Source organism: Limnoglobus sp. (genome assembly GCF_059499385.1).
Genome location: NZ_JCABYM010000039.1, coordinates 67,237 through 88,544 on the forward strand (window position 1 = coordinate 67,237; position 21,308 = coordinate 88,544).

The following is a 21,308-nucleotide window of genomic DNA, read 5'->3' on the forward strand; positions in this document are numbered from 1 at the left end:
GGAAGGATTCCTCATGATACGCACGCCGCCGGACACAGATTCGCGCTGAACAGATCGAGGAACCGCGCGGCAATCGCGGCGGTCGAGAACCGCTCGCGATACCGGCGGCGGCCGGCGAGAAGGTGACGCTCTCGAACGCGACCCTCGCCGATCATTTCCGTCGCCGCCCGCGCCAGCGACGGGGCGTCGTCCGCGTACCGGGCGGCGTCGCCGCCGGTGTCCGGCACGGCCGTCCGCGGCACGGCGACCACGGGCACGCCGAGCAACATCGCTTCGACCAGCGGCACGCAGAAGCCTTCGTGGTCGCTCGTGACGAGGAGCACGTCGGCGGAGAGGTAGAGCGCCTTCAACTGCGCCGCCGTCACGCGGCCGGTGACGATCAACCCGTCCTCGACGCCGAGTTCCTTCGCGCGATCCAGCACGCGGTTCGAGTACGTCGGGAAGACGTGCTCGCCGGCGACGATCAGCCGCGCCGCCGGGTCGCGTTGCCGCACGTCGGCCAGCGTCTTGACGGCGAGTTCGAGGTTCTTGTTCGGGGCCACGCGGCCGACGCAGAGCAGCGTCGTCGCCCAGTCGTCGAGGCCGGCGAGTTGGTCCGCGTCCGGCGACAGGTCGGCCAGCTTCTCGGCTTGGTGGAACGGCGGCAACTCCTCGTATCGGAGCGTCGGCACGTCCTGCTGCAAGTCGCGGCCGTTAAAGTCCGAATCGACCCAGAACGGCACGCCGGCCTTCGCGAGCCGCACAGTCTGATGTCGGCCGACCTCGGAGCCACGGACCGCGTCCGGGTTCACGGCCGCGAAGAACCGAGCGGGCGTGACGTTGTGGAACTTTACGGCCGCGCGGTCGCGGTACTTCTCGACGAGTCGCACGGCCGCGTCGCACTGGATCGAATGATGGTAGATCGCGGTGTTCCGGTCGTCAGAAAGGAATGCGTCCAGTTCATCCAGCGGCAACACGTCCTCGTTCACGCGGGCCTTCTCGGCGAAGAACGCCACGTTCTGCCCGGCGGCGCGGAGGGCGGCGGCCATGCCGAGGATGTCGTTCCCGACGGCGTCGCCGTCGTTCAGGACCGGGGTGAGAATCGCGACGGTCATCGGGCCGGTTCCAGGAGGTCGTACTTCGTCAACACGTCGAGCAGCTTCCGACCGGTGTCGCGCCAGGTGAAGCACCGTGCCCGCGCCGCGGCGGCTTCGCCGAGGCGCGCGGCCTCCGCCCGGTCGCGGTGGATGCGGCGCATCTGCGCGATCATCGCGCCGTCGTCCGGGTCGGCCCAGCGGCCGTGGTAGATGTCGTTGTTCGCGTCGATCAGCTTGTGCGGCACGACGTAGCCGACGGACTCGTCGAAGAACTGCGTCAGGCCGCTGTAGTGCGCGGAGACGAGCGGCACGCCGCAGGCCATCGCTTCGAGCAGGTGGAACCCGAACCCCTCGGCGAACGAGGCGTTCACGTAGGCGGTCAGCGACCGGTTCCACCGCGCGAGGTCGGGGTAGGGCAGGGCGGCGCGGACGACTTCGATCCGCGGGTCGGCGTCGATCTCGAACGGTGGGCAGTTCGGCGTGATCTTCACCCGCAGCCGGACATCGGGTTCCGTCGGGAACGCGGCGCGGAACAACTCGACGACGCGGCGGACGTTCTTGCGAAGGCCGCCGGCGCTGAGCGCCCCGGCCGTGCCGAAGGTACAGGTCGGGTTTTCGGCGTGTGACGGGTGGAACACCAGCGGATCGTACCCTAGCGGCACGACCTCGATCGGTGCGGTCACGCCGCTGGTGCGGAAGCATTCCGCGCCCCACTCGCTCGGCACGATCACGACCCGCGCCCGATTCAACACCGCGGCGTGCGCCGGGTCGATGCGGTCGGCCTCCCACATCGTGTACGCGGCGGACCGCTCGTCGATATTGAATCGTTTCAGCAGGAACGGCGGCGCGATCGCCAACTGCGGCTCGGTCGTGCGTTGCCCCTTCGTCGGCCGCAGGTCCGGCGGCAGCAGGTCGGCGTACACCTGGGCCGCCTGGTGTTGGTAAAGCCGCGCGCCGGCGGACCCCAGGCCCTTCAGTATCGCGAACGCGACGTGGTCCCACCCGCTGAGGCCCCGCACGTCGGCGGCGAGGACCAGCGAGTGGGTTGGCGTCGCGGACCGCTTTGTCAGAGGCGTGGCCTGGCCGCTGTCGAGCGGGAAGACGAGCGGATCGGGGAGCGTCGGCAGGCCGTCCGGGACGAGCGCGGCGGCCCACCGCGTGACGCCGACGGTCGTAGTCGCGTCGAGCGAGGCGAGATGTTTCACGAGCACGTCGCGCGGCAGCACGGCGGCGTTGGCCGCCCCCGGAACCGGGCACGTCACCGCGTCGGCGGTCGCCTGGGCGAAGCGGAGCAACGCATGCTCACTCAACTCCCAGTCCGGCGGCAGCACGATCACGCGGTCCGATTCGAGCGAGTTCAGCGCCTTCGCCACAGCGTCCGACAGCCCGGTGTCCCCGCCCACGATCCGCACGCGGGAATCCCACTTCGCGACCGACACCAACGTCGGCGAAACATCGCCGGTCGGCCACGCGACGACGAGTTCCCAGTGCGGGTAGACCTGCCGCAGGACGCTGAGAACGGCCTGCCGGGCGTGGTCGGCCCGCGTCGCGTCGGCCGGGATCAGCACCGCGATCGGCGACGGGTGCGCCATCGCGTCCGCTTCGCGTTTCAGCTTCGCGACCTCGTCGGCCGACAGCGCCCGCCGCCGCCACCACATCGCGGAGACTTCCGCCGCCCGCTTCACCTCGATCCGCATCGTCCGGCTGTCCGGGATGCCGCGGAGCAGCTTGCGGCCGAACTCCGTGAACCGGCCCTGGCGGAGCAGCTTCCCGCCGCGGGACACGACCGGCCAGAAGCAGTTGTAGGATTGCAGCAGCTTCAACTTCAGCCGCACCGCCCGCGCCACCGTCCGGGCCTTCGACGTGCGATTCAGCTCGAAGCGATCCAGCGTGAATGTGCCTTCGACGTGTCGGAACGTGAGTCGGAGTCGTCTCGTCTCGTGCGGCAGCCGGACGAGCAGGTCTTCCCGCAGGTTGCGGTTCCACTCGAACGCTTCGACCCGCTCGCCGTCGGCGAACAGCTCCGCCCGCTTCCGCACCGCGTGCCGGCCGGCGTTCGACACCGCGAGCCGCAGCCGATACCAACCGGGCGACAGGTCCACTTCCGCTTCAAACTCGACGAGATGTTCCGAAGCATGCCACTCGTGCGGCGACATCCCCGGCGACAGACCGGGGCCGGGAACGAGGTCGAACGCGGCGACGGCGGAACGGACCAGCACGACGGTGCTCCTTGCCGGGAATCCGCGTGATGGTCCGATAGTTCGTCATTTCGTGTCAAGAGGAAGAGCCGTCGGGCGTCTGCGGCGAGCGATCAGCCTTGCGGAACCGCGGCGGGCACATGATGAGCGACTGGGCCACCAGCACGCCGAAGCTGACGTGCAGCACCTGGATCGCCTTCTCCGGCCACACGTCGTCGATGAACAGCAGGTCGTGCAGCAACCGGCCCATGAACGTGCCGCCCCCGATGGATTGGCCCGCGAGCAATCGCAGTTGTTCCTCCCACGTCGTCAGCGGGCAGCGCCAGCCCATGAACTCTTCGAGGACGACGATCGCGATGGCGAGCAGGTGCGGGCCGCGGAACCACGGGTTGCGGACCCATTCCCACTTCAGGCCCGCGCCGACGATGATCGCGAGTTGCCCCAGGACGACGAACGCGACGTAGGCGACGTGCGCGGCCACCATCCCGTCGGCCAGGATGCCGTACATGACGAACCTCGGTTGTAGTTGTTGGGAACGCGGCCGCGTGGCCGGTCTATCAGTAACGACGCGCGGCGCGGCGGATTTATTCCCGGCGGTCGAAACCACTCGCCGCCGGCGGGCCGACTCGCAAGATAACCCCGATGGCAGTGATTCACCTCGGATGGGCCGACCACCCGCCGCCGGAGTTGACCGGCGGGTGCGCGACCGTCGGCAACTTCGACGGCGTCCATCGCGGCCATGCCCTGCTCGTCGCCACGGCGAAGCGGCTGGCGGACCGTGTGAATGGGCCGACCGTCGCCGTGACGTTCGACCCGCCGCCGGTCGCGCTGTTGAACCCGGCCGCGTGGAAGCTGCCGCTCTCGACGCTCGCCGACCGCACCGCGGCACTGTTGGACGCGGGGGCCGATCACGTCGTCTTCCTGAAGACGGACGCGAGCTTGTTGGCACTGAGCGCGGAAGCGTTTTTCGAGGACGTGCTCGTCCGGCAACTCGGTGCGAAGGCGGTCGTCGAGGGGTACAACTTCCACTTCGGCCGCGGCCGTGGCGGGAACACGGCGACCCTGCGGGCGATGTGCGCGGCCGCCGGGTTGGTGTTTGAAGAGGTTCAACCGTTCCTGATCGACAGCGAGATCGTATCGAGCAGCCGCGTGCGGGCGGCCGTGAACGCCGGCGACGTGGCGACGGCCGAGAAGCTGCTCGGCCGGCCGTACCTGATTCGCGGCGAAGTCGTGACCGGGGCGAAGCGCGGCCGCACCATCGGCTTCCCGACGGCGAACCTCGGCGGCGTCGAAACGCTCCTCCCGGCCGTCGGCGTGTACGCGGTGCGGGCGACGGTCGGCGGCCGGACGCACCCGGCGGCCGCGAACGTCGGCCCGAACCCGACGTTCGGCGACGACGCGCGGAAGGTCGAGGTTCACCTGCTCGACTTCGCCGGCGACGTGTACGGCGAGCCGATGGCCGTGGAGTTCGCGGCCCGCCTGCGGGACACGGTCCCGTTCCCGAATGTCGGGGCGCTAGTCGAGCAACTCCACCGCGACGTGGCCGCCGTCCGCGAGCGGTTGGGGCCGTCCGGGGGGTGAGGATGTCGCGAATCCCGTCCCTCGACACGCTCCGGGCTGTCGCCATCGTCGCGGTCCTCAACCTGCACGCTCGGTTGTTCCTCGCCAACGACCTCGACGGCTGGGAGCGAACCGTCGGCGTCTTCCTCGAACACGCGGCCCGGTTCGCCGTGCCGTTCTTCTTCTTCGCCTCCGGCTACCTGCTGGCCCGCGGCCGCGCGGACCGGCCGCCGCTCGACCGGGCCGCGGCCAGCTTTCGTCGCGTCGTCGTGCTGTTCCTCGTCTGGTCCGTCATCCTGTTCGCCGTCGAGCCGGTGGAACGCTGGGTCATCACGTCGCTCGGCGGCAGCCCGCCGCCCGTCTCGACGAAGCCCACGCTCGACCGCTTCCTGCACGGCGTCCGCATCCAACTCTGGTTCCTGCCCGCGCTGGCGACGGCGCAGCTGCTCGTCGGCGTCATGGCCCGCTGGCCGACCGTCATCGGCCTCGGCGTCGCCGTCACTCTCTATTCGATCGGTCTCGCCGGCGGAACCTACGCCCCGCTCAGCGGGTTCGACCTCGGCCCGGTCGCGCGGAACGGGCCGTTCTTCGGGACGCTGTTCGTCTACCTCGGCTACCGCGCCGCCGACCGACCACCGCCGAAGGTTTGGTCCGCTCTGCTCCTCATCGCCGCGGGCGCGGTCCTGCACTTCGGCGAGATGATGATTCTGGAAAGAACTTACGGCGTCTCGCCGCTCGACCCGCGGCTGAACTACTTCGCCGGGACCGCGCTCGTCGGCCTCGGCGTCGGCAAACTCGCCCTCGCGCGGCCGAACCTCGGGGCGGGAACACCGCTGCCCAAAATCGGAACGCTGACCTTCGGCATTTACCTCCTCCATGTGGACGTTCAGCAACTCATCGTTGCCTTCCGGCCAATCCGCGACCTCGGCGGGCAACTCGCCCTGGTCGCGGGCAGTTTCGCGCTCACGGCCTTGCTCGTGTTCGCTTTGCGGCGACTGCCCCTCGGCCGGAAGCTTCTCCCCTGAACCGGCCGCTCGCAGAATCTTTACGATTCGATCACTTTTCGCAACCTTCCCACTTGACCCGGACCTCGTTCGTGGGTAATCTTCGCGAAAATGTTCGGAACGTTACTTGAAAGTAATGAAGCCGGACTAATCGCTCACCTTCGTCCACAACCCACGGAAGGGCGTCGCGGCTCGGTTCCTCTACCCACATGCAGACTCGTACCGACGACCGACCGGACCCCGCCGGGGCCGGCCCGCATTTGGTGCGGCTCGCCCCGGCGAAGCTGAACCTGACACTGGAGGTGGTGGCGAAGCGGCCCGACGGGTTCCACGCAATCGAGTCGCTGATGGTCCCCGTCGAGCTGGCGGACGAACTGGCGTTCACCCGCACGGCCGGCGGCCTGACGCTGACTTGCGCCGCCCCCGGCATCCCGACGGACGGTCGGAACCTCGTGCTGAAGGCGGCCGAGGCGCTGCGGAAAAAAACGGGTTGCCGGCTCGGGGCGACTATTAATTTGGTGAAGCGCGTGCCGCACGAGGCGGGCCTCGGCGGCGGCAGCAGTGACGCGGCGACGACGCTGTTGGCCCTGAACGAGCTGTGGACACTCGGCCTGCCGCCCGCGGACCTCGCGGCCGTGGCCGCCGAGGTCGGGTCGGACGTGGCGTTCTTCCTGGTCGAATCCCCGGCGTGGTGTACCGGCCGCGGCGAGGTGGTGGACCTGGAGGCGACCGACAAACGGTTCGACGTGGTAATCGTTAAGCCCCACGTCGGGCTGTCCACGAAGGAGGTTTACGGCCGGGTCGCGGTTCCGCCGCACCCGGTTGATGGGACGCCGGCCCGCCGCGCCCTGCGGGCCGGGGATGTCAACGCCCTCGGCCGTGCCCTGTTCAACCGCTTGCAGGCACCGGCCTTCGCCGTCGCACCGGCGGTCGAGTCGCTGTACCGCGACCTCGCCGCCCTCGGGCCACCCGGCTGCCAACTGTCCGGCAGCGGGTCGGCGCTGTTCGCCCTGTGCCCCGACGCCTCGGAGGCGGACCGGATCGCCGCCGCGGTCCGGCAGACTCGTTCGTCCGACCCGTTTCCCCCTCAGGTTTTCGTGAGCCGAACCCGGCCCACCGTCACCTCGTAAGGAACACCCTCGCTTGCAACAAGGAGTCCCCGGTGCAAATCACGGAAGTCCGCATCAAGCTGTGTGAGGAAAACCACGAGCGGCTGCTCGCCTTCTGCTCGGTCACGTTCGACCACGCGTTCGTCATCCGCGACCTGAAGATCATCGACGGCAGCCGCGGGCTGTTCGTCGCCATGCCGAGCCGCAAGCTCACGGACCGGTGCCACACCTGTAGTTGCAAGAACCACCTGCGGGCGCGGTTCTGCAACAACTGCGGCCGCCGCCTGGACGAGACCCGCGCGATGCGGGAGGCGGAAGGCCGGGCGAAGCTGCACGCGGACATCGCCCACCCGATCCACAGCCACGCCCGCGAGCAAATCCAGGGGGCCATCGCGAAGGCGTACTCGGAGGAACGCGAGCGGTCGAAGCAGCCCGGCTACGTGTGCAGCTACGACGACCACGACTACGACCTGGACGACGTGCCGATGAGCTACGGCGACGCGGTGAAGCAAGGCCCGCCGGCCGGGTACAAGGCCCACCCGCCGCACCCGGCCGCGGCGCGGGGGGCGCACCTCAACGGGGCCTTGCCGACCGAGGCGAAAGTGAAGGCGGACGAGTTCGGCGTCGGGATCGTGTGAGAACGTTTGATACCGCCGAGCCGCGAGTGCGGTCGGTGGTCGTCGGCGAGCGACAAGTAGGCCGCTAGTCTTTGCCCCGAAGGGGCGGAACATGTCAGCCCAGGGCAACGCCCTGGGCTGGCGTCCGAAATGAACCAAGCCCTGAAAGGGCGACACAGGTTCGTGTGTCGCCCTTTCAGGGCTTGGTTCATCGGGTGGCAGTGTACCCAGGGCGTTGCCCTGGGCTGACATGTTGTGGCCTTTCAGGCCGAAAACCGGCCGCGGGCGGACGGTGATCGAGGCCGTGTGACGAACGACGTGGCCGCGGCCCCGACTACGCCTTCGACCGGCCGAGGTACTTCCCGTCCTCGGTCTGGACCGTGATCAGCTCCCCCTCGGTGATGAACGACGGCACTTGCACCGTCAGGCCCGTCTCCAGCTTCGCCGACTTGTACTGGGCGGCGGCCGTCGCCCCCTTGATGCCCGGCTCCGTCTCGACGACCTTCAGCGTCACCGTCTGTGGCAACGCCACGTCGAGCGGCTTGCCGTCGTAGGACGTGATCTGAACGGTGTCGTTCTCCCGCAGGTACAGAATCTTGTCCCCGACCATCTGGCCGTTGAGCGTGACCTGCTCGAACGTCTCGGCGTCCATGAACACGTAGTCCTCGCCGTCCTTGTACGAGTACGTGTAGTCCTTCGTCTCCAGGTACACGACCTCGACCTTGTCGTCCGGGTGGACCCGTTCGTCGGTGATCGACCCGGTCTTCAGGTTCTTGAGCTTGAGGTACAGGATGGCCCGCCAGTTCCCCGGCGTGTTGAGGTCGCGGTCGAGGCAGTACCAGAGTTGGTTGTTCATGTTCAGCACCATGCCGCGCCGAATGTCGATCATCTTCGTGGACGCCACGTCAAATCCTCCTGCCGGGCGGACGGCCCGAACCACACGATAGTCCCAGACCCATTAGTTTATCAATCCGACGAAGGGGCGGACACCGTGCGGGGCCGTGTCCGGTCGAATCGGTACAACAGCCGAACCGCTCGCACCACCCGTCGAGGTTCCCGATGGTCGCACTCCTGCCGCTAGTCGTGTTATGGTCCCCCGTCGTGCCGACGGTCGAGGCGAGCGTGCCGACGAACGGGCAACAGATTCGCCAGTTCGCGTTCGACGGCGATCCGGCCACGCACTTCGCGTCCGCCGCCGCCGCGAAGAAGGACGACACCTTCACCCTCGCGTTCGACCGGCCCGTGCTGCTGAAAGCCTTCGCCGTCGCGACCGGCAACGCGACGGGCGAGGACGCGCTGGCGGCCGGCGTGCTGGAAGTTTCCGCCGACGGAAAGACGTTCGAGGCGGCCGCGACGTTCGCGAACGGCGCGGCGAAAATGGCCGGCGGCAAGGCGGCGAAGGCCGTCCGCGTCCGCGTGACCGAGGACCAGGAGGCGGCGCTCGTCGTGCGCGAAATCAAGGTCGAGTCGGTCCCCGCGGTCGCGGCGTTCCGCCACCCGGTCGAGTTCGTGCTGGACGTGGCCGACGCCCCGGAGATGCGGCCGTGGGCGGAGAAGGTGGTCCGCGTGTGCGAGCGGCAGTACCCGATGATCTGCGACGAACTCGCCAGCGACGGCTACCGCCCGCCGACGCTCATCCGCATGGCGTTCAAGGCCGACTTCAACGGCGTCGCGGAAGCGGCCGGGAACCGCATCCGTGGCTCCGTGAAGTACTTCAAAGATCGGCCGAACGACGTCGGGGCGATGGTCCACGAGACGGCGCACTGCGTCCAGAACTACCGGAAGCGCGGGCTGCCGGGGTGGCTCGTCGAGGGGATCGCGGACTACGTGCGGTTCTGGAAGTACGAGCCGGGCAAGGCCGGCCGCCTGTCGCCGGAGCGGGCGCGGTACGACGCGAGTTACCGCACCACGGCCGCGTTCCTGGCGTTCGTATCGGAGAAGTACGACCGGAAGGCGGTGACGAAGCTGAACGCACTTTTGCGGGAGGGGAAGTACGACCCGGAGGTTTGGAAGGAGATTGCCGGCAAGTCGGTCGAGGAGTTGAACCAGGAATGGCGGCGGTCGCTCGTGAAGTAGGCGGGGAAGTCCCCCTGCCCTTCACCGGCCGGTGACGGATGGCCGTCCCGCGTGTTGCTGACCTCCCGGTTCGACCCGGACAAGGCGGTCGAGTGGTTCGGGGCGGCCCGCGCCGCGCTCTTGCCGCCGGACGACGTGCCCGAACTGCTCGCGTACCGGATGCACGGCCAGCTGGGGTGAAAGCAATGGGCCGCCGCGGGTGGCCCGGTGATTCGCTCACCACTCGCCCGGAATTACCTCGCCGCCGGTCATCGTCGAGAGCGCGCGGTACGTCGCCGGCTCGATGGCCTGCCGCACGAACCGGACCGACCCGTCGCACAGGGCGAAGGTCGCCCCGCCGGTGTGGACGCTGCGGAACCCACTGACGAAATCCCGCCCGGAGGCGTTCGCCCCGGAGCCGTCCTGCCCGAAGATTGTCGGCGTGCCCGGCGAGCGGTTCAGCGGCTCGTCGTTGACGGCCGGCGGCAGCCCGTACTGCGCGGTCACGGCCAGCACCCCGGCGTACCACGGGTGGGAGCGGTCGGCGAACCCGGTCGCGCCCCACGATTGTTCCATCAACGCCGGCTGGCCGGTGAACGGGTCGGTCGCCGTGGCGGACGGGTTGTTGAGGTCGCGGATCGGATACTTCATGGACCCGCCGGCCGCCTCGCCGAGCGCGAACGTGTTCGACGTGCCGTCGGTGATGTCGGTCAGCCGGACGGTCCCGGTCGTGACCCGGCCGTTGTCCCACAGGGCGATGCCGAACGGCCCGCGGACGGCCGCCGGGACCCGCCCCGGCTCCGGCCACAGCCCGGCGTTCGCCCCCTTGCAGAAGGCGTAGTCGATCCCGGCCGCGAACGGCGGGAGCGGGAAGCCCCACTGGGCCGCGATCGGCCGCAGGTCCAGCCCGCCGTCCGTCCGGTTGGCCGGGCAGAAGTACACCTTCACCGGCGTGCCGACCGGCGTATAGTTCGCCGTGTCGTGCCACGGCCGGTTGATGTCGTAGAGGTTCTTGAGGTTCGCCTGCTCCAAGTACGGCAGCAGGTACGTGAACCCGGTGGCGTACCCGTCGTCCAGCAACCCCACCTGCCCGATGATGACGACCCCGCCGGGGAGCCGCCCCTCAGCGTCGTGGTAGCCGTGTGACGCGAGGACGATCTGCTTCAGGTTGTTGACGCACTGCGTCCGCGCGGCGGCGTCGCGGACCTTCTGGACCGCGGGGAGGAGCAACCCGATGAGGATGGCGATGACGGCGATGACGACCAGCAGCTCGATGAGCGTGAACCCGGCCCGCGACCGCGACATGGCGTCCCCTCGAGAGGCGTTCGGGCGACCCGATTGTAGCACGAAACTCCGAACGGCGAACCGGCCTCGGGGTTGGCGGCCGGGCGCGGGGTTTCTGGTCGGGGTGGCGGTTTTTCTGACGGGGTGCGGCCGGACCGACCCGCGGAACGTGCCGCTCCGGGACGCCGGCAAGGGCGTCGCCGAGTGTCGGGCGATGTTGGCGGACGCCGACCCGGAGGTGCAGGCCCGCGGGGCGCTCGGGCTGAGCCTGCACGGCCCGGCCGCGGGCGAGGCCGTGCCGGACCTCGTGCCGCTGCTGAAACATGCCAACCCGTTGGTGCGGCAGAACGCGGCGCTGGCGTTGGGCGCGGTCGGGCCGGGGGCGAAGGCCGCGATCCCGCCGCTGATCGAGGCGCTCAAGGATGCGGAGTGGACCGTCCGCCGGCAGGCGGCGCTCGCGCTGGGCGGGATCGGCCCGGACGCGAAGGCGGCGGTGCCGGGGCTGAAGAAGCTGGACGCGGACGGGCACGCGACGGTTCGGGCTGCGGCGAAGGAATCCCGACAGAAGATCGGCGGGTGAGCGGACGGGACCGGCACCGAACCTGCAACCCGACTGCCGACCGTTTTCCTTCCAGGAGCTTCACCATGGACACGGCGACCAAGCAACGCGGCCCGGCGGCCGCGAACAAAGGCGGCGCGAGCGCCGGCGGGCAATCCGAGGCGATGCGGCACCGCGAAGGCCCCGTCGCCCGCGGGATCGAAGAATACACCGCCCAACTGCCGTCCGACACGTTCCTGTGGGCGGCCGGGGCCTCGATCGCCGCGTCCCTGACGCTCATGGCGACCGGTAACCGGCACGGGGCGCTGTTCGTCGGCCAGTGGGCACCGACGTTCCTGCTGTTGGGCATCTACAACAAGATCGTAAAGGTGGCCGGGTCCGATCGCACGGAGCCGGGCAACAACCTCGCCACGGGGTGACGCGCCCTAACGAAATCGAAGCGGCCGGCGGAAAACCCGTCGGCCGCTCACGTTTCTCGTCATGTGACTTCGACCTGATCGAACAAAAATAGCGCCGCCCACGGTCCCAGGGTTGAATCCACTTTCAGGCCAGGATTTCCTTCACCACCCGGCACGGCTCCACGCCGCTGAGCTTCGCGTCGAGGCCCTGGAACTTCACACTGAACCGCTCGTGGTTGATCCCCAGCAGGTGCAGCATCGTCGCGTGCAGGTCGTGAACGCTCACCACGTTCTCGACCGCGTTGTACCCGAACTCGTCGGTCGCCCCGTGCGTCACCCCGCCCTTGATGCCGCCGCCGGCCAGCCACATGCTGAACCCTTTCATGTGGTGGTCCCGCCCGCTGCCGCCCTGCGACATCGGCGTCCGCCCGAACTCCCCGCCCCACACGACCAGCGTGCTGTCGAACAGCCCGGTCCGCTTCAGGTCGCGGATCAGGGCCATCAGCGGGCGGTCCACTTCTTCGATCTTCAGCTTGATGTCGTTCTTGATGCCGCCGTGGTGGTCCCAGTCGCGGTGGTAGAGCTGGATGAACCGCACGCCCCGCTCGGCCAGCCGGCGGGCGAGCAGGCAGTTCGCGGCGAACGTCCCGTCCGCCCCCGGCGTGCCGTACAGGTCGAGCGTCTTCTTGTCCTCCTTCGCCAGGTCCATCAGGCCGGGCACGCTCGCCTGCATCTGGAACGCCATCTCGTACTGCTTGATCCGCGTCGCGACTTCCGGATCATCGACGACGCCGTTATGAAGCTGATTGAGCTTCTGAATCGTGCTGACGGCGTCCCGCTGCTGGTCGCGACCGACGCCGGGCGGGCTGGACAGGTACAGCACCGGGTCGCCCTTGCCCCGCAGATGCACACCCTGGAACTGGCTAGGGAGAAACCCGGAGTGCCACTGGCGGGACGAGATCGGCTGGTTCTGCCCGCCGCGGCCCTGGGACGTGAGGACGACGAACCCCGGCAGGGCGGCCGCCTCGGAGCCGAGGCCGTAGGTCACCCACGACCCCATGCTCGGCCGGCCGGAGATCGTCGTGCCGGTGTTGATGAACGTGTGCGCCGGGTCGTGGTTGATCGCCTCCGTGTGCAGGCTCCGCACGATGCAGATGTCGTCCGCGACCTCGCCGAGGTGCGGGAACAGTTCGCACATCTCCTGCCCCGACTTCCCGAACTTCTTGAACTTGTACTGCGGGGCGAGGCACTTGAGCTGCTGTCCCTGGAGCTGCGCGATCGGCTGGCCCTTCGTGATCGACTCCGGCATCGGCTTGCCGTCCATCGCGGCGAGCTTCGGCTTGTGGTCGAACGTCTCCAGGTGCGACGGCCCGCCGGCCATGCACAGCCAGATGACCCGCTTGATCCTCGCCGCGTGATGCAGCTGAATCGCCCCCTTCGGCGTCTCAGCCGCGCCGAGCTTCGGGTTCAACAGCGACGCCAGCGCGATCGTGCCGAGGCCGCGGGTCGTCTGGCCGAGGAAGACGCGACGTTGAAGGAGGCTCATGGGTAAGTCCTCAAACATGGCCCGCAGATGACGGGGACTTCGGCGCAGATGAAAACCGGATAAGACGAAATCGATTTTTTAGTTTTCATCCTCTTTATCTGCGTCGAAGTCCGCGTCATCTGCGGGCCGTTCTTAATTCCGGGTGATGAATTCGTGGAGGTTGAGTACCACGCGGGCGGTCGCGGACCACGCTGCCAGTTCGGGGACGGCCACGTCCTTCGGCAGCGGCCGGTCGCCGACGGACAGGAGCTTCTTCGCGTCCGCCTCGTTTGCGGTGTACGCTGCCAGCTGCTTCGCGAAATAGTCGGCCAGCACCTTCGCCTCGTCGGTCGTCGGGGACCGCGAGAGGGATTGCTGATAGAGCCACGTCACGCGGTCGGCCGGCGTCTTGCCGCCGTCGCGGACGGCCCGCTCGCCGAGGGCGCGGGCGGCCTCCACGTAGGTCGGGTCGTTGAGTAGCACCAGCGCCTGCTGCGGCAGGTTCGACCGGGGCCGCTCGATCGCGCACTCCTCGCGGGACGGGGCATCAAAAGCGAGCAGGCTCGGGTGTAAGAAGCTCCGCTGCCAGTGCGTGTACAGCCCGCGGCGGTACAGCCCCTCCCCCTTGTCGTTTTGCCACTCGCGGGGCGGGAAGTTGAGCGCTGCCCAGTACCCGGCCGGCTGGTACGGCTTCACGCTCGGCCCGCCGAGCTTGTCCGCGAGCAACCCGCCGACTGACAGCGCGTTGTCACGCACGAACTCGGCATCGAGCCGGAACCGATTCTGCCGCGCGAGCAGCCGGTTCGCGAGATCGACTTCCTTGAATTCCGGCCGCGGCTTCGACGACTGCCGGTACGTCTTCGACATTACGATCTGCTTGACGAGTTTCTTCACGTCCCAGCCGCCGTCGATGAACCCGGCCGCGAGGCGGTCGAGCAGTTCCGGGTGGCTCGGGGCTTCGCCCTGCATCCCCACGTCTTCGAGCGTGCGGGCGAGGCCCGCGCCGAAAAACAACTTCCAGACGCGGTTGACGAACACGCGGGCCGTCAGCGGGTTCTCGCGGGCGAGCAGCCACTTCGCCAGATCGAGCCGCGTGCCGCGCGGGGCCGAGAGGGTGGCCGAGATCAGCACCTTCGGCGTGGCCGGCGGCACGACCTCGCCGGTCTCGTCCAGCCAGTTGCCGCGTGGCAGCACGCGGGTGGTCCGCGGCGGGCCGGCCGTCGTGACGAGGCAGTGCGGCACGGTCGCGGCGTAGGCGTTCCGCTCGGCCTCGAGTCTCGCTGCTGCCTCCCGCAGCGGCTTCGTCTCAGGGACGTTCGCGAGGTAGTACGCGGTCAGGTCCTTCGCCTGCTTCGGCGTCCGCTTCTCGGCCTTCAGGATCGCACGGATGTTCGCCGGCACGTCCTTGACCGCCTTCTCCCACTCGGCCTGGTTCGTGAGGAGTTTCTCCTCCTCGGCCTTCAGCCTCTTCTTCGCCTCGGCGACGGCGGCGTCCTTCTTTTGAAGCTCCGCGTCCTGTTCCGGGGTGCCGACACGGGTGCCGGGGCCACGGCCGCCGACGGCCGCCTCCTGCACGTCCGCGAAGAACGCCGCCATGCCGTAGAAGTCCTTCGCCGAGAACGGGTCGTACTTGTGGTCGTGGCACTGGCAGCAGCCGAGGGTGACGCCCAGCCACACGCTGCCGACGTTCCGCACCCGGTCGGCGGCGTACTTCGCCTCGTACTCCTTCGCCTGCGACCCGCCCTCCTCCGTCGTCTGCAGCAGCCGGTTGTAGCCGCTCGCGATCTTCTGCTCGGTCGTCGGGTTCGGCAGCAGGTCGCCGGCGAGTTGCTCCGTGGTGAACCGGTCGAACGGCATGTTGGAGTTGAACGCCTTGATGACGTAGTCGCGGTACGGCCACACAGGCATCGGGTTGTCGCTGTGGTAGCCGATGGTGTCCGCGTACCGGACCTGGTCGAGCCAGAACACGGCCATCCGCTCGCCGTACCGCGGCGACGCGAGCAGCTTGTCCACGAGCTTCTCGTATGCCTGCGGCGACTGATCGTTCACGAACGCCTGCACGTCGGCCCACGCCGGCGGCAGCCCGGTCAGGTCGAAGCTCAGCCGACGGATGAGCGTGACGCGGTCCGCCTCCTGCGACGGCGTCAGCTTCTCTTTCCGTAAACGCTCGTGGATGAGCTGATCAATTCTGTGGCTGACCTCTGACTTCTGACCTCCGATCTCTGCCTTCGCAAGCGGAATGAAGGCCCAGTGCGGCTCGTACTTCGCCCCCTGCTCGATCCATTTCGTGAGAACGGCCTTCTGCGGTGGCGTCAGCTTCTTATGCGAGTCCGGCGGCGGCATCACTTCTTCGGTATCAGCCGAATTGACCCGTTTGATAAGCAGGCTCTCGGCCGGCTTGCCCGGCACGACGGCCTTGCGGGCGACGGCGCTGTCCCGCTCGTCGAGCCGGAGGCGGGCCTTCCGCTGGTTCTTGTCCGGCCCGTGGCAGGCGAAGCAGTTGTCCGACAGGATCGGCCGCACGTCGCGGTTGTACGACAGCGCTTCGCCGCGGGCGGCGGTGGCGACCAGGAGCGCGGCGAGGACGGAGAGAACACGTCGCGGGGTCATGCGATCAACTCCGAACGATTCCGACGACAAGCGACCGGCGGGAAAGGACATGATAAGGCATTCCCCCGGAGAAACGAAGGGATTCGCGGCCGCCACCCGCCGGCCGAGTTCTTCGGTTTACTTCGTTCCGACGCGGGCAAAAGACTACCACCCTGCTTCGATGATGAGGACAAGTTTTCCGCCCACCGGACCGCCCGACGGAATGAACGCGCCTCCTTCACACGCCGTTAAAGCACTCGCCGGTTGCTGGCTACTCGCGGTTTCGGCCGGGTTCGCGGCTTGGGCGCGGTACGACGCCACGCCGGGGGAGGCATTTTCCCGCCCGCCGGACCGGCCGAATGCCGCGTCCCGGTGGACGCTCGTGGTGTACGTCCACCCCCGCTGCCCGTGTGCGACGGCGACGCTCGCCGAGCTGGCCGAAGTGGTTCAGGCCGCCGGGCCGACGTGCCGGGTTATCGTCCACTTCGTTCGCCCGCCGGGGGCGGGCGCGGGGTGGGAGCGCTCCCCCCTGTGGGACCGTGCGGCGGCGATGCCGGGGGTCGAAGTCGAGGCCGACGCGGACGGCGAGGAAGCGCGCCGGGCCGGCGGCACGACTTCGGGGCACGCCGTCCTGTACGACCCGCGGGGGGCCGTTCGGTTCGCCGGCGGCCTCACCACGGCCCGCGGCCGGGCGGGGGACAACGCCGGCCGGCGGGCCGTGCTCGCCGTGCTGAAGGGGGAGGAACCGCCGACGCGGGAGACGCCGGTGTTCGGCTGCCCGCTGTTCACGCCGACCGGTTGCCCGACCGCCGGCGAGGGGTGTCACCGGGAATGAAGGCCACGACCGCCATGTTCGATGTGGATCGCCGGACCGAGGAACTCCTGACCGAGACGCGGGGCCGCATCTACCAGCGGACCGACCGGCTGTTCGCCGGGCTGATGCTGTTCGAGTGGACGGCGTGCATCCTGCTCGCGCTTTGGGTGTCGCCGCTCGCGTGGGCGGGGACGGCCAGCGGGACGCACCCGCACGTCTGGGCGGCGATCCTGCTCGGGTTCGCCATCGTCAGCCTGCCGGTCGGCCTCGCCCTGCTCCGCCCCGGCCGGGCGGGGACACGGCACGTCATCGCGGCCGGGCAGATGTTCCTGGCCGGGCTGCTCATCCACCTGACCGGGGGGCGGACGGAGACGCACTTCCACGTCTTCGGCTCCCTCGCGTTCCTCGCGTTCTACCGGGACTGGCGGGTGCTCCTCACGGCCACCGCCGTGACGGCCGCGGACCACGTCCTGCGGGGCTTCTTCTGGCCGGAGTCGGTGTACGGGTCCGCCGTCGGGGCCGACTGGCGGTGGCTGGAACACGCCGGGTGGGTCGTGTTCATCGACCTGTTCCTGATCTACTCGTGCGTCCAGTGGGACCGGGACGCGGCCGTGTCCGCCCGGCGGCAGGCGGAACTCGCCATGTCGTGGTTCTCGCTGGAGAGCCGCGTCTTGGAGCGCACGGAGGAACTCCGCGCCAGTCAGGAGCAGTTCCGCGGCGCGTTCGACCACGCGGCCGTCGGCATGGCCCTCGTCGCCCCGGACGGCCGGTGGCTGCGGGTCAACCAGCCGCTCTGCCACATCATCGGGTACACGGAGGCGGAGCTGCTCGGCGGCCGGTTCCAGGACATCACGCACCCGGAGGACCTGGGCGAGGACCTCGTGTTCGCCCACCAGTTGCTCGCCGGTGAGATTCCGACCTATCAGATGGAGAAGCGGTACCGGCACAAGAACGGGCACACCGTCTGGGCGAACTTGAGCGTGTCCCTCGTCCGAACCGCGACCGGGGAGCCGCAACACTTCGTGTCGCAGGTCCAGGACGTGACCGTCCGCAAGGCGGCCGAGGACGCCCTCCGGGCGAGTGAGGCGCAGAACCGCAAGCTGGCGCTCGTCGCCAGCCGGACCACGAACGCCGTGTTCATCACCGGCCCGACGCAGCTCATCGAGTGGGTGAACGAGGGGTTCACCCGCATCTCCGGCTACCGGCCGGCGGACGTGATCGGCCGGCGGGTGTGCGACGTGCTGCACGGGTGGCAGGAGGACACGGAATCGACCCGGTTCACGAAGGCGACGACGAGCGACGGCGAGACCGTCTGCCACGAGTTGCAGAACTTCACGGCCGACGGGACGCCGTACTGGATGGAAGTGGACTGCCAGCCGGTGTGGGACGCGAACGGCCACCTGATCCACTTCGTGTTCGTGGCCAACGACATCACCGCCCGGAAGGACGCGGAGGCCGCCCTCCGGGTGGCGAAGGCGGCCGCGGAGGACGCGAGCCGGTCGAAGAGCGAGTTCCTGGCGAACATGAGCCACGAGATTCGCACGCCGATGAACGGCATCCTCGGCATGACCGAGTTGGTCCTCGAGACGGACCTGACGGCCAGCCAGCGGGACTCGCTCGGCCTCGTCAAGTCGTCCGCGGACGCCCTGCTAACGATCATCAACGACATCCTCGACTTCTCGAAGATCGAGGCCGGCAAGCTCGACCTCGACCCGCTGCCGTTCGGCCTCCGGGACGCCGTCGGGGACACGCTCAAGACGCTCGCCTACCGCGCCCACATGAAGGGGCTGGAGCTGGCGTTCGACATCCACCCGGACGTGCCGGACGGCCTCGTGGGGGATTCCGGCCGGTTGCGGCAGGTGCTCACCAACCTCGTCGGCAACGCGATCAAGTTCACCGACGCCGGCGAGGTCATCGTCCGCATCGACCGCGTCCGCACGAGCGGGCACAAGCACCGGCTGCTGTTCTCCGTCCGGGACACCGGCATCGGCATCCCGGCCGAGAAGCTCGGACAAATTTTCGACCCGTTCACCCAGGCCGACGGCTCGACCACCCGGCGGTTCGGCGGGACCGGCCTCGGGCTGACGATCTCGTCCCGGCTGATCGCCCTTATGGGCGGGCAGGTTCGGGTCGAGAGCGAGGTCGGCCAGGGCAGCACGTTCCTGTTCGAGATCGACCTGGAAGAGGCCCGCACGTCGGTCGAGCGGCCGGCCGTCCGCCCGCCGGACTCGCTGGCCGGGGCCGCCGTGCTCATCATCGACGACAACGCCACCAACCGGCGGGTGCTGGCGGACACCGTCCGGCTGTGGGGGGCGTGCCCGACGTGCGCGGACGGCGGCGTGGCCGGGCTGGCGGAACTCCGCCGCGCCCACGACGCCGGCCGGCCGTTCGCCCTGATCCTGCTCGACGCGATGATGCCGGACGTGGACGGGTTCACGGTCGCCCAGCAGATCGCCGCCGACCCGGACTTCGCGGCCACAGCCGTCATAATGCTCACGTCCGCGGACCGGGCCGGGGACGCCGGCCGCAGCCGGGCCAGCGGCATCGCGGCGTACCTCGTCAAGCCGGTGAAGTCGTCCGAACTCCTCCGCACGATCCTGTCCACCGCCCCGCTCCGGCGGCCGGACGAGGCCCGGCTCGTGGCCCCGCCGCCGAAGCCGGCGTCGAAGCCGGGGACGCGGCCGCTGAAGGTGCTGCTCGCCGAGGACAACCTCGTCAACCAGCGGGTGGCCGACCTGTTGCTCAAGAAGTTCGGCCACACGGTCACGATCGCCAACCACGGCGGCGAGGCGGTCGTCGCGTTCGACCGGGAGCCGTTCGACGTGATCCTCATGGACGTGCAGATGCCGGAGGTGGACGGGTTCGAGGCGACGCGGATGATCCGGGAGCGGGACGCGGCCAGCGGCCGCCGGACGCCGATCGTGGCCATGACGGCGCACGCCATGAAGGGGGACCGCGAGCGGTGCCTGGCCGCGGGGATGGACGACTACGTCTCGAAGCCGGTGCAGCGGGGCGAGCTGCTCCGCGTCCTGGCGTGGGCGGCGGACGTGTCCGCGGCGCGGGCCGTGTCGCTGGCCCAGACGCCCGCCCCCGTGGGGCTGCCGCCGGCCCCGGCCGCCGACTTCGACCGCCAGGCCGCGCTCGGCCGGCTCGGCGGGGACGAGGAGTTGTTCGCCGAAGTCGCCGAGATTTTCCGCACCGACTCGCCGAACATGCTCGATGAAATCCGGGCGGCCCTCGCCGCCGGCGACGCGGTCGCCGTCCGCCGGTCGGCCCACGGGCTGAAGGGGGCGGCCGGGTACGTCGGCGGGACCGGCGTGGCCGCCCTGGCGATGCAACTCGAAAAACTCGGCGAGGCCGGCACGCTCGCGGACGCCCCGCCGGCGTTCGCGGCCCTGGAGCTCGAAGTGTCCCGGCTGTCCGCCGCCCTCGCGACCCTGACCCCGACCGCTATCTCTTGATCCGAATCGAGAACCGACCGACATGACCACGGCAGCGCCCACCCTCACGCCGACGACCCGCGACGAGTCCGGGACGGCCCACGACACCACCCCGGCCACCGTCCTGGTGGTCGATGACTCGCCGGTGGACCGCCGCGTCGCCGGGCGGGTGATCGAGAAGCGAAAGCAGTGGCGGGTCATCTACGCCGCGAACGGCCAGGAGGCGCTGGACGTGATCGGCCGGGACCGGCCGAACGCCGTCGTCACCGACCTGCAAATGCCGGGGATGGACGGCCTGTCGCTGGTCACGCACGTCCGCGAGCAGTACCCGCACGTGCCGGTCATCCTGATGACCGGCCAGGGGAGCGAGAAGATCGCCGTCGCCGCCCTCCGGGCCGGGGCGGCCAGCTACGTGGCGAAGCGGGTCATGGCCTCCGACCTCGCGCCGGCCATCGAGCAGGTGCTCAACGCCTCGCAGACGGACGACGGGCAGACGCGGTTGCTCAAGACCCTCCGCCGCCGGACGAGCCACTACGTCCTCGACAACGACCCGTCGGTCGTGTCCGCGCTGGTCGCCGTCCTGCAACAGGAGGTGACGGCCCTGGGCATTTGCGACGCCACGGCCGTCACGCGGGTCGGGATCGCGCTGGAGGAGGCCCTCCTGAACGCGATCTACCACGGCAACCTCGGCATCAGCTCCGAGTTGAAGGCCGTCAACGAGCACGCCTTCCACGCCGAGGCGGCCGCCCGCCGGGCGCTACCGCCGTACCGCGACCGCCGCGTCCGGGTGACGGCCAAGCTGACGCCGGACCGGGCGACGTTCGCGATCGCCGACGACGGGGACGGATTCGACATCTCGAAGCTGCCGGACCCGACCGACCCGGAGTTCTTCGACCGGCCGAGCGGCCGCGGCATCCTGCTCATCCGGGCGTTCATGGACGACGTGCGGTACAACGCGACCGGCAACCGCGTCACGCTCGTCAAGAAGCGGGACGCATAACCCGCCCGGTGTCGGCGCATTCCTGACTAGTTTTTTCGCAGCCCCCCAGGTATGCCCCTCGCCCGCATCGGGTTGGGGGG

General features: G+C 69.3%; 18 protein-coding genes. 11 read left to right on the forward strand and 7 right to left on the reverse strand.

Annotated features, from left to right (window positions below; genetic code table 11):
• Positions 1-11: 11 nt before the first annotated feature.
• Genes AC5JJ2_RS06565 through AC5JJ2_RS06575 form a run of 3 tightly spaced genes read right to left on the reverse strand, consistent with a single transcriptional unit; the run spans position 12 to position 3,782 of the window.
• Positions 12-1,094 (reverse strand): glycosyltransferase family 4 protein, encoded by a 1,083-nt coding sequence (locus AC5JJ2_RS06565; protein WP_495857169.1) that lies wholly within the window; start codon positions 1,092-1,094, stop codon positions 12-14.
• Positions 1,091-3,295: a glycosyltransferase gene (locus tag AC5JJ2_RS06570; protein ID WP_495857170.1), complete on the reverse strand. Its 2,205-nt coding sequence runs from the start codon at positions 3,293-3,295 to the stop codon at positions 1,091-1,093. Before AC5JJ2_RS06570 ends, AC5JJ2_RS06565 begins: the two co-directional genes overlap by 4 nt.
• Positions 3,296-3,350: 55 nt before the next feature.
• Entirely contained in the window at positions 3,351-3,782 is a 432-nt protein-coding gene (locus AC5JJ2_RS06575) for a DUF2784 domain-containing protein (protein WP_495857171.1), read from the reverse strand.
• Between the two features lie 134 nt (positions 3,783-3,916).
• Between AC5JJ2_RS06575 and ribF the strand changes: the two genes are divergently transcribed.
• The 4 genes from ribF to AC5JJ2_RS06595 all read left to right on the forward strand — a co-directional run bounded on the left by ribF (position 3,917) and on the right by AC5JJ2_RS06595 (position 7,585).
• Positions 3,917-4,855, forward strand: a complete 939-nt coding sequence (gene ribF / locus AC5JJ2_RS06580) for a riboflavin biosynthesis protein RibF (RefSeq protein WP_495857172.1) — start codon at positions 3,917-3,919, stop codon at positions 4,853-4,855.
• A gap of 2 nt (positions 4,856-4,857) precedes the next feature.
• Positions 4,858-5,859 (forward strand): acyltransferase, encoded by a 1,002-nt coding sequence (locus AC5JJ2_RS06585; protein WP_495857173.1) that lies wholly within the window; start codon positions 4,858-4,860, stop codon positions 5,857-5,859.
• 188 nt (positions 5,860-6,047) lie between these two features.
• The gene (ispE, locus tag AC5JJ2_RS06590; protein WP_495857174.1) at positions 6,048-6,968 is read left to right on the forward strand and encodes a 4-(cytidine 5'-diphospho)-2-C-methyl-D-erythritol kinase; all 921 of its coding nucleotides are present in this window, start codon (positions 6,048-6,050) and stop codon (positions 6,966-6,968) included.
• Positions 6,969-7,000: 32 nt separating this feature from the next.
• Positions 7,001-7,585, forward strand: coding sequence for a septation protein SpoVG family protein (locus AC5JJ2_RS06595; protein WP_495857175.1), 585 nt, complete (start codon positions 7,001-7,003; stop codon positions 7,583-7,585).
• Positions 7,586-7,898: 313 nt separating this feature from the next.
• Here the strand turns inward: AC5JJ2_RS06595 and efp are convergent, their stop codons facing one another.
• A complete protein-coding gene (efp, locus tag AC5JJ2_RS06600; protein WP_495857176.1) occupies positions 7,899-8,468 on the reverse strand; it encodes an elongation factor P in 570 nt (189 codons plus the stop codon).
• 155 nt (positions 8,469-8,623) lie between these two features.
• On the opposite strand from efp, the gene AC5JJ2_RS06605 reads away from it, so the two are divergent.
• The gene (locus AC5JJ2_RS06605; protein ID WP_495857177.1) at positions 8,624-9,640 is read left to right on the forward strand and encodes a basic secretory protein-like protein; all 1,017 of its coding nucleotides are present in this window, start codon (positions 8,624-8,626) and stop codon (positions 9,638-9,640) included.
• 51 nt (positions 9,641-9,691) lie between these two features.
• Positions 9,692-9,820 carry a hypothetical protein gene (locus AC5JJ2_RS06610; protein ID WP_495857178.1) on the forward strand — a complete coding sequence of 43 codons (129 nt, stop codon included), beginning with the start codon at positions 9,692-9,694 and terminating at the stop codon, positions 9,818-9,820.
• A gap of 36 nt (positions 9,821-9,856) precedes the next feature.
• Here AC5JJ2_RS06610 and AC5JJ2_RS06615 read toward each other — a convergent pair whose 3' ends face one another.
• Positions 9,857-10,924, reverse strand: coding sequence for a DUF1559 family PulG-like putative transporter (locus tag AC5JJ2_RS06615; RefSeq protein WP_495857179.1), 1,068 nt, complete (start codon positions 10,922-10,924; stop codon positions 9,857-9,859).
• A gap of 103 nt (positions 10,925-11,027) precedes the next feature.
• On the opposite strand from AC5JJ2_RS06615, the gene AC5JJ2_RS06620 reads away from it, so the two are divergent.
• Together AC5JJ2_RS06620 and AC5JJ2_RS06625 are read left to right on the forward strand one after the other, a co-directional pair.
• Positions 11,028-11,483, forward strand: coding sequence for a HEAT repeat domain-containing protein (locus AC5JJ2_RS06620; protein ID WP_495857180.1), 456 nt, complete (start codon positions 11,028-11,030; stop codon positions 11,481-11,483).
• Between the two features lie 65 nt (positions 11,484-11,548).
• Positions 11,549-11,881: a hypothetical protein gene (locus AC5JJ2_RS06625; RefSeq protein ID WP_495857181.1), complete on the forward strand. Its 333-nt coding sequence runs from the start codon at positions 11,549-11,551 to the stop codon at positions 11,879-11,881.
• 124 nt (positions 11,882-12,005) lie between these two features.
• Here AC5JJ2_RS06625 and AC5JJ2_RS06630 read toward each other — a convergent pair whose 3' ends face one another.
• Both AC5JJ2_RS06630 and AC5JJ2_RS06635 read right to left on the reverse strand, forming a co-directional pair.
• Positions 12,006-13,406 (reverse strand): DUF1501 domain-containing protein, encoded by a 1,401-nt coding sequence (locus AC5JJ2_RS06630; RefSeq protein ID WP_495857182.1) that lies wholly within the window; start codon positions 13,404-13,406, stop codon positions 12,006-12,008.
• A gap of 132 nt (positions 13,407-13,538) precedes the next feature.
• The gene (locus tag AC5JJ2_RS06635) at positions 13,539-15,995 is read right to left on the reverse strand and encodes a DUF1553 domain-containing protein (RefSeq protein WP_495857183.1); all 2,457 of its coding nucleotides are present in this window, start codon (positions 15,993-15,995) and stop codon (positions 13,539-13,541) included.
• A gap of 202 nt (positions 15,996-16,197) precedes the next feature.
• Here AC5JJ2_RS06635 and AC5JJ2_RS06640 point away from each other — a divergent pair, with 202 nt between their 5' ends.
• Genes AC5JJ2_RS06640 through AC5JJ2_RS06650 form a run of 3 tightly spaced genes read left to right on the forward strand, consistent with a single transcriptional unit; the run spans position 16,198 to position 21,228 of the window.
• Positions 16,198-16,809, forward strand: a complete 612-nt coding sequence (locus tag AC5JJ2_RS06640; protein WP_495857184.1) for a thioredoxin domain-containing protein — start codon at positions 16,198-16,200, stop codon at positions 16,807-16,809.
• Positions 16,806-20,249 (forward strand): PAS domain S-box protein, encoded by a 3,444-nt coding sequence (locus AC5JJ2_RS06645; protein WP_495857185.1) that lies wholly within the window; start codon positions 16,806-16,808, stop codon positions 20,247-20,249. Before AC5JJ2_RS06640 ends, AC5JJ2_RS06645 begins: the two co-directional genes overlap by 4 nt.
• A gap of 22 nt (positions 20,250-20,271) precedes the next feature.
• Entirely contained in the window at positions 20,272-21,228 is a 957-nt protein-coding gene (locus tag AC5JJ2_RS06650; protein ID WP_495857186.1) for a response regulator, read from the forward strand.
• Positions 21,229-21,308: the final 80 nt, after the last annotated feature.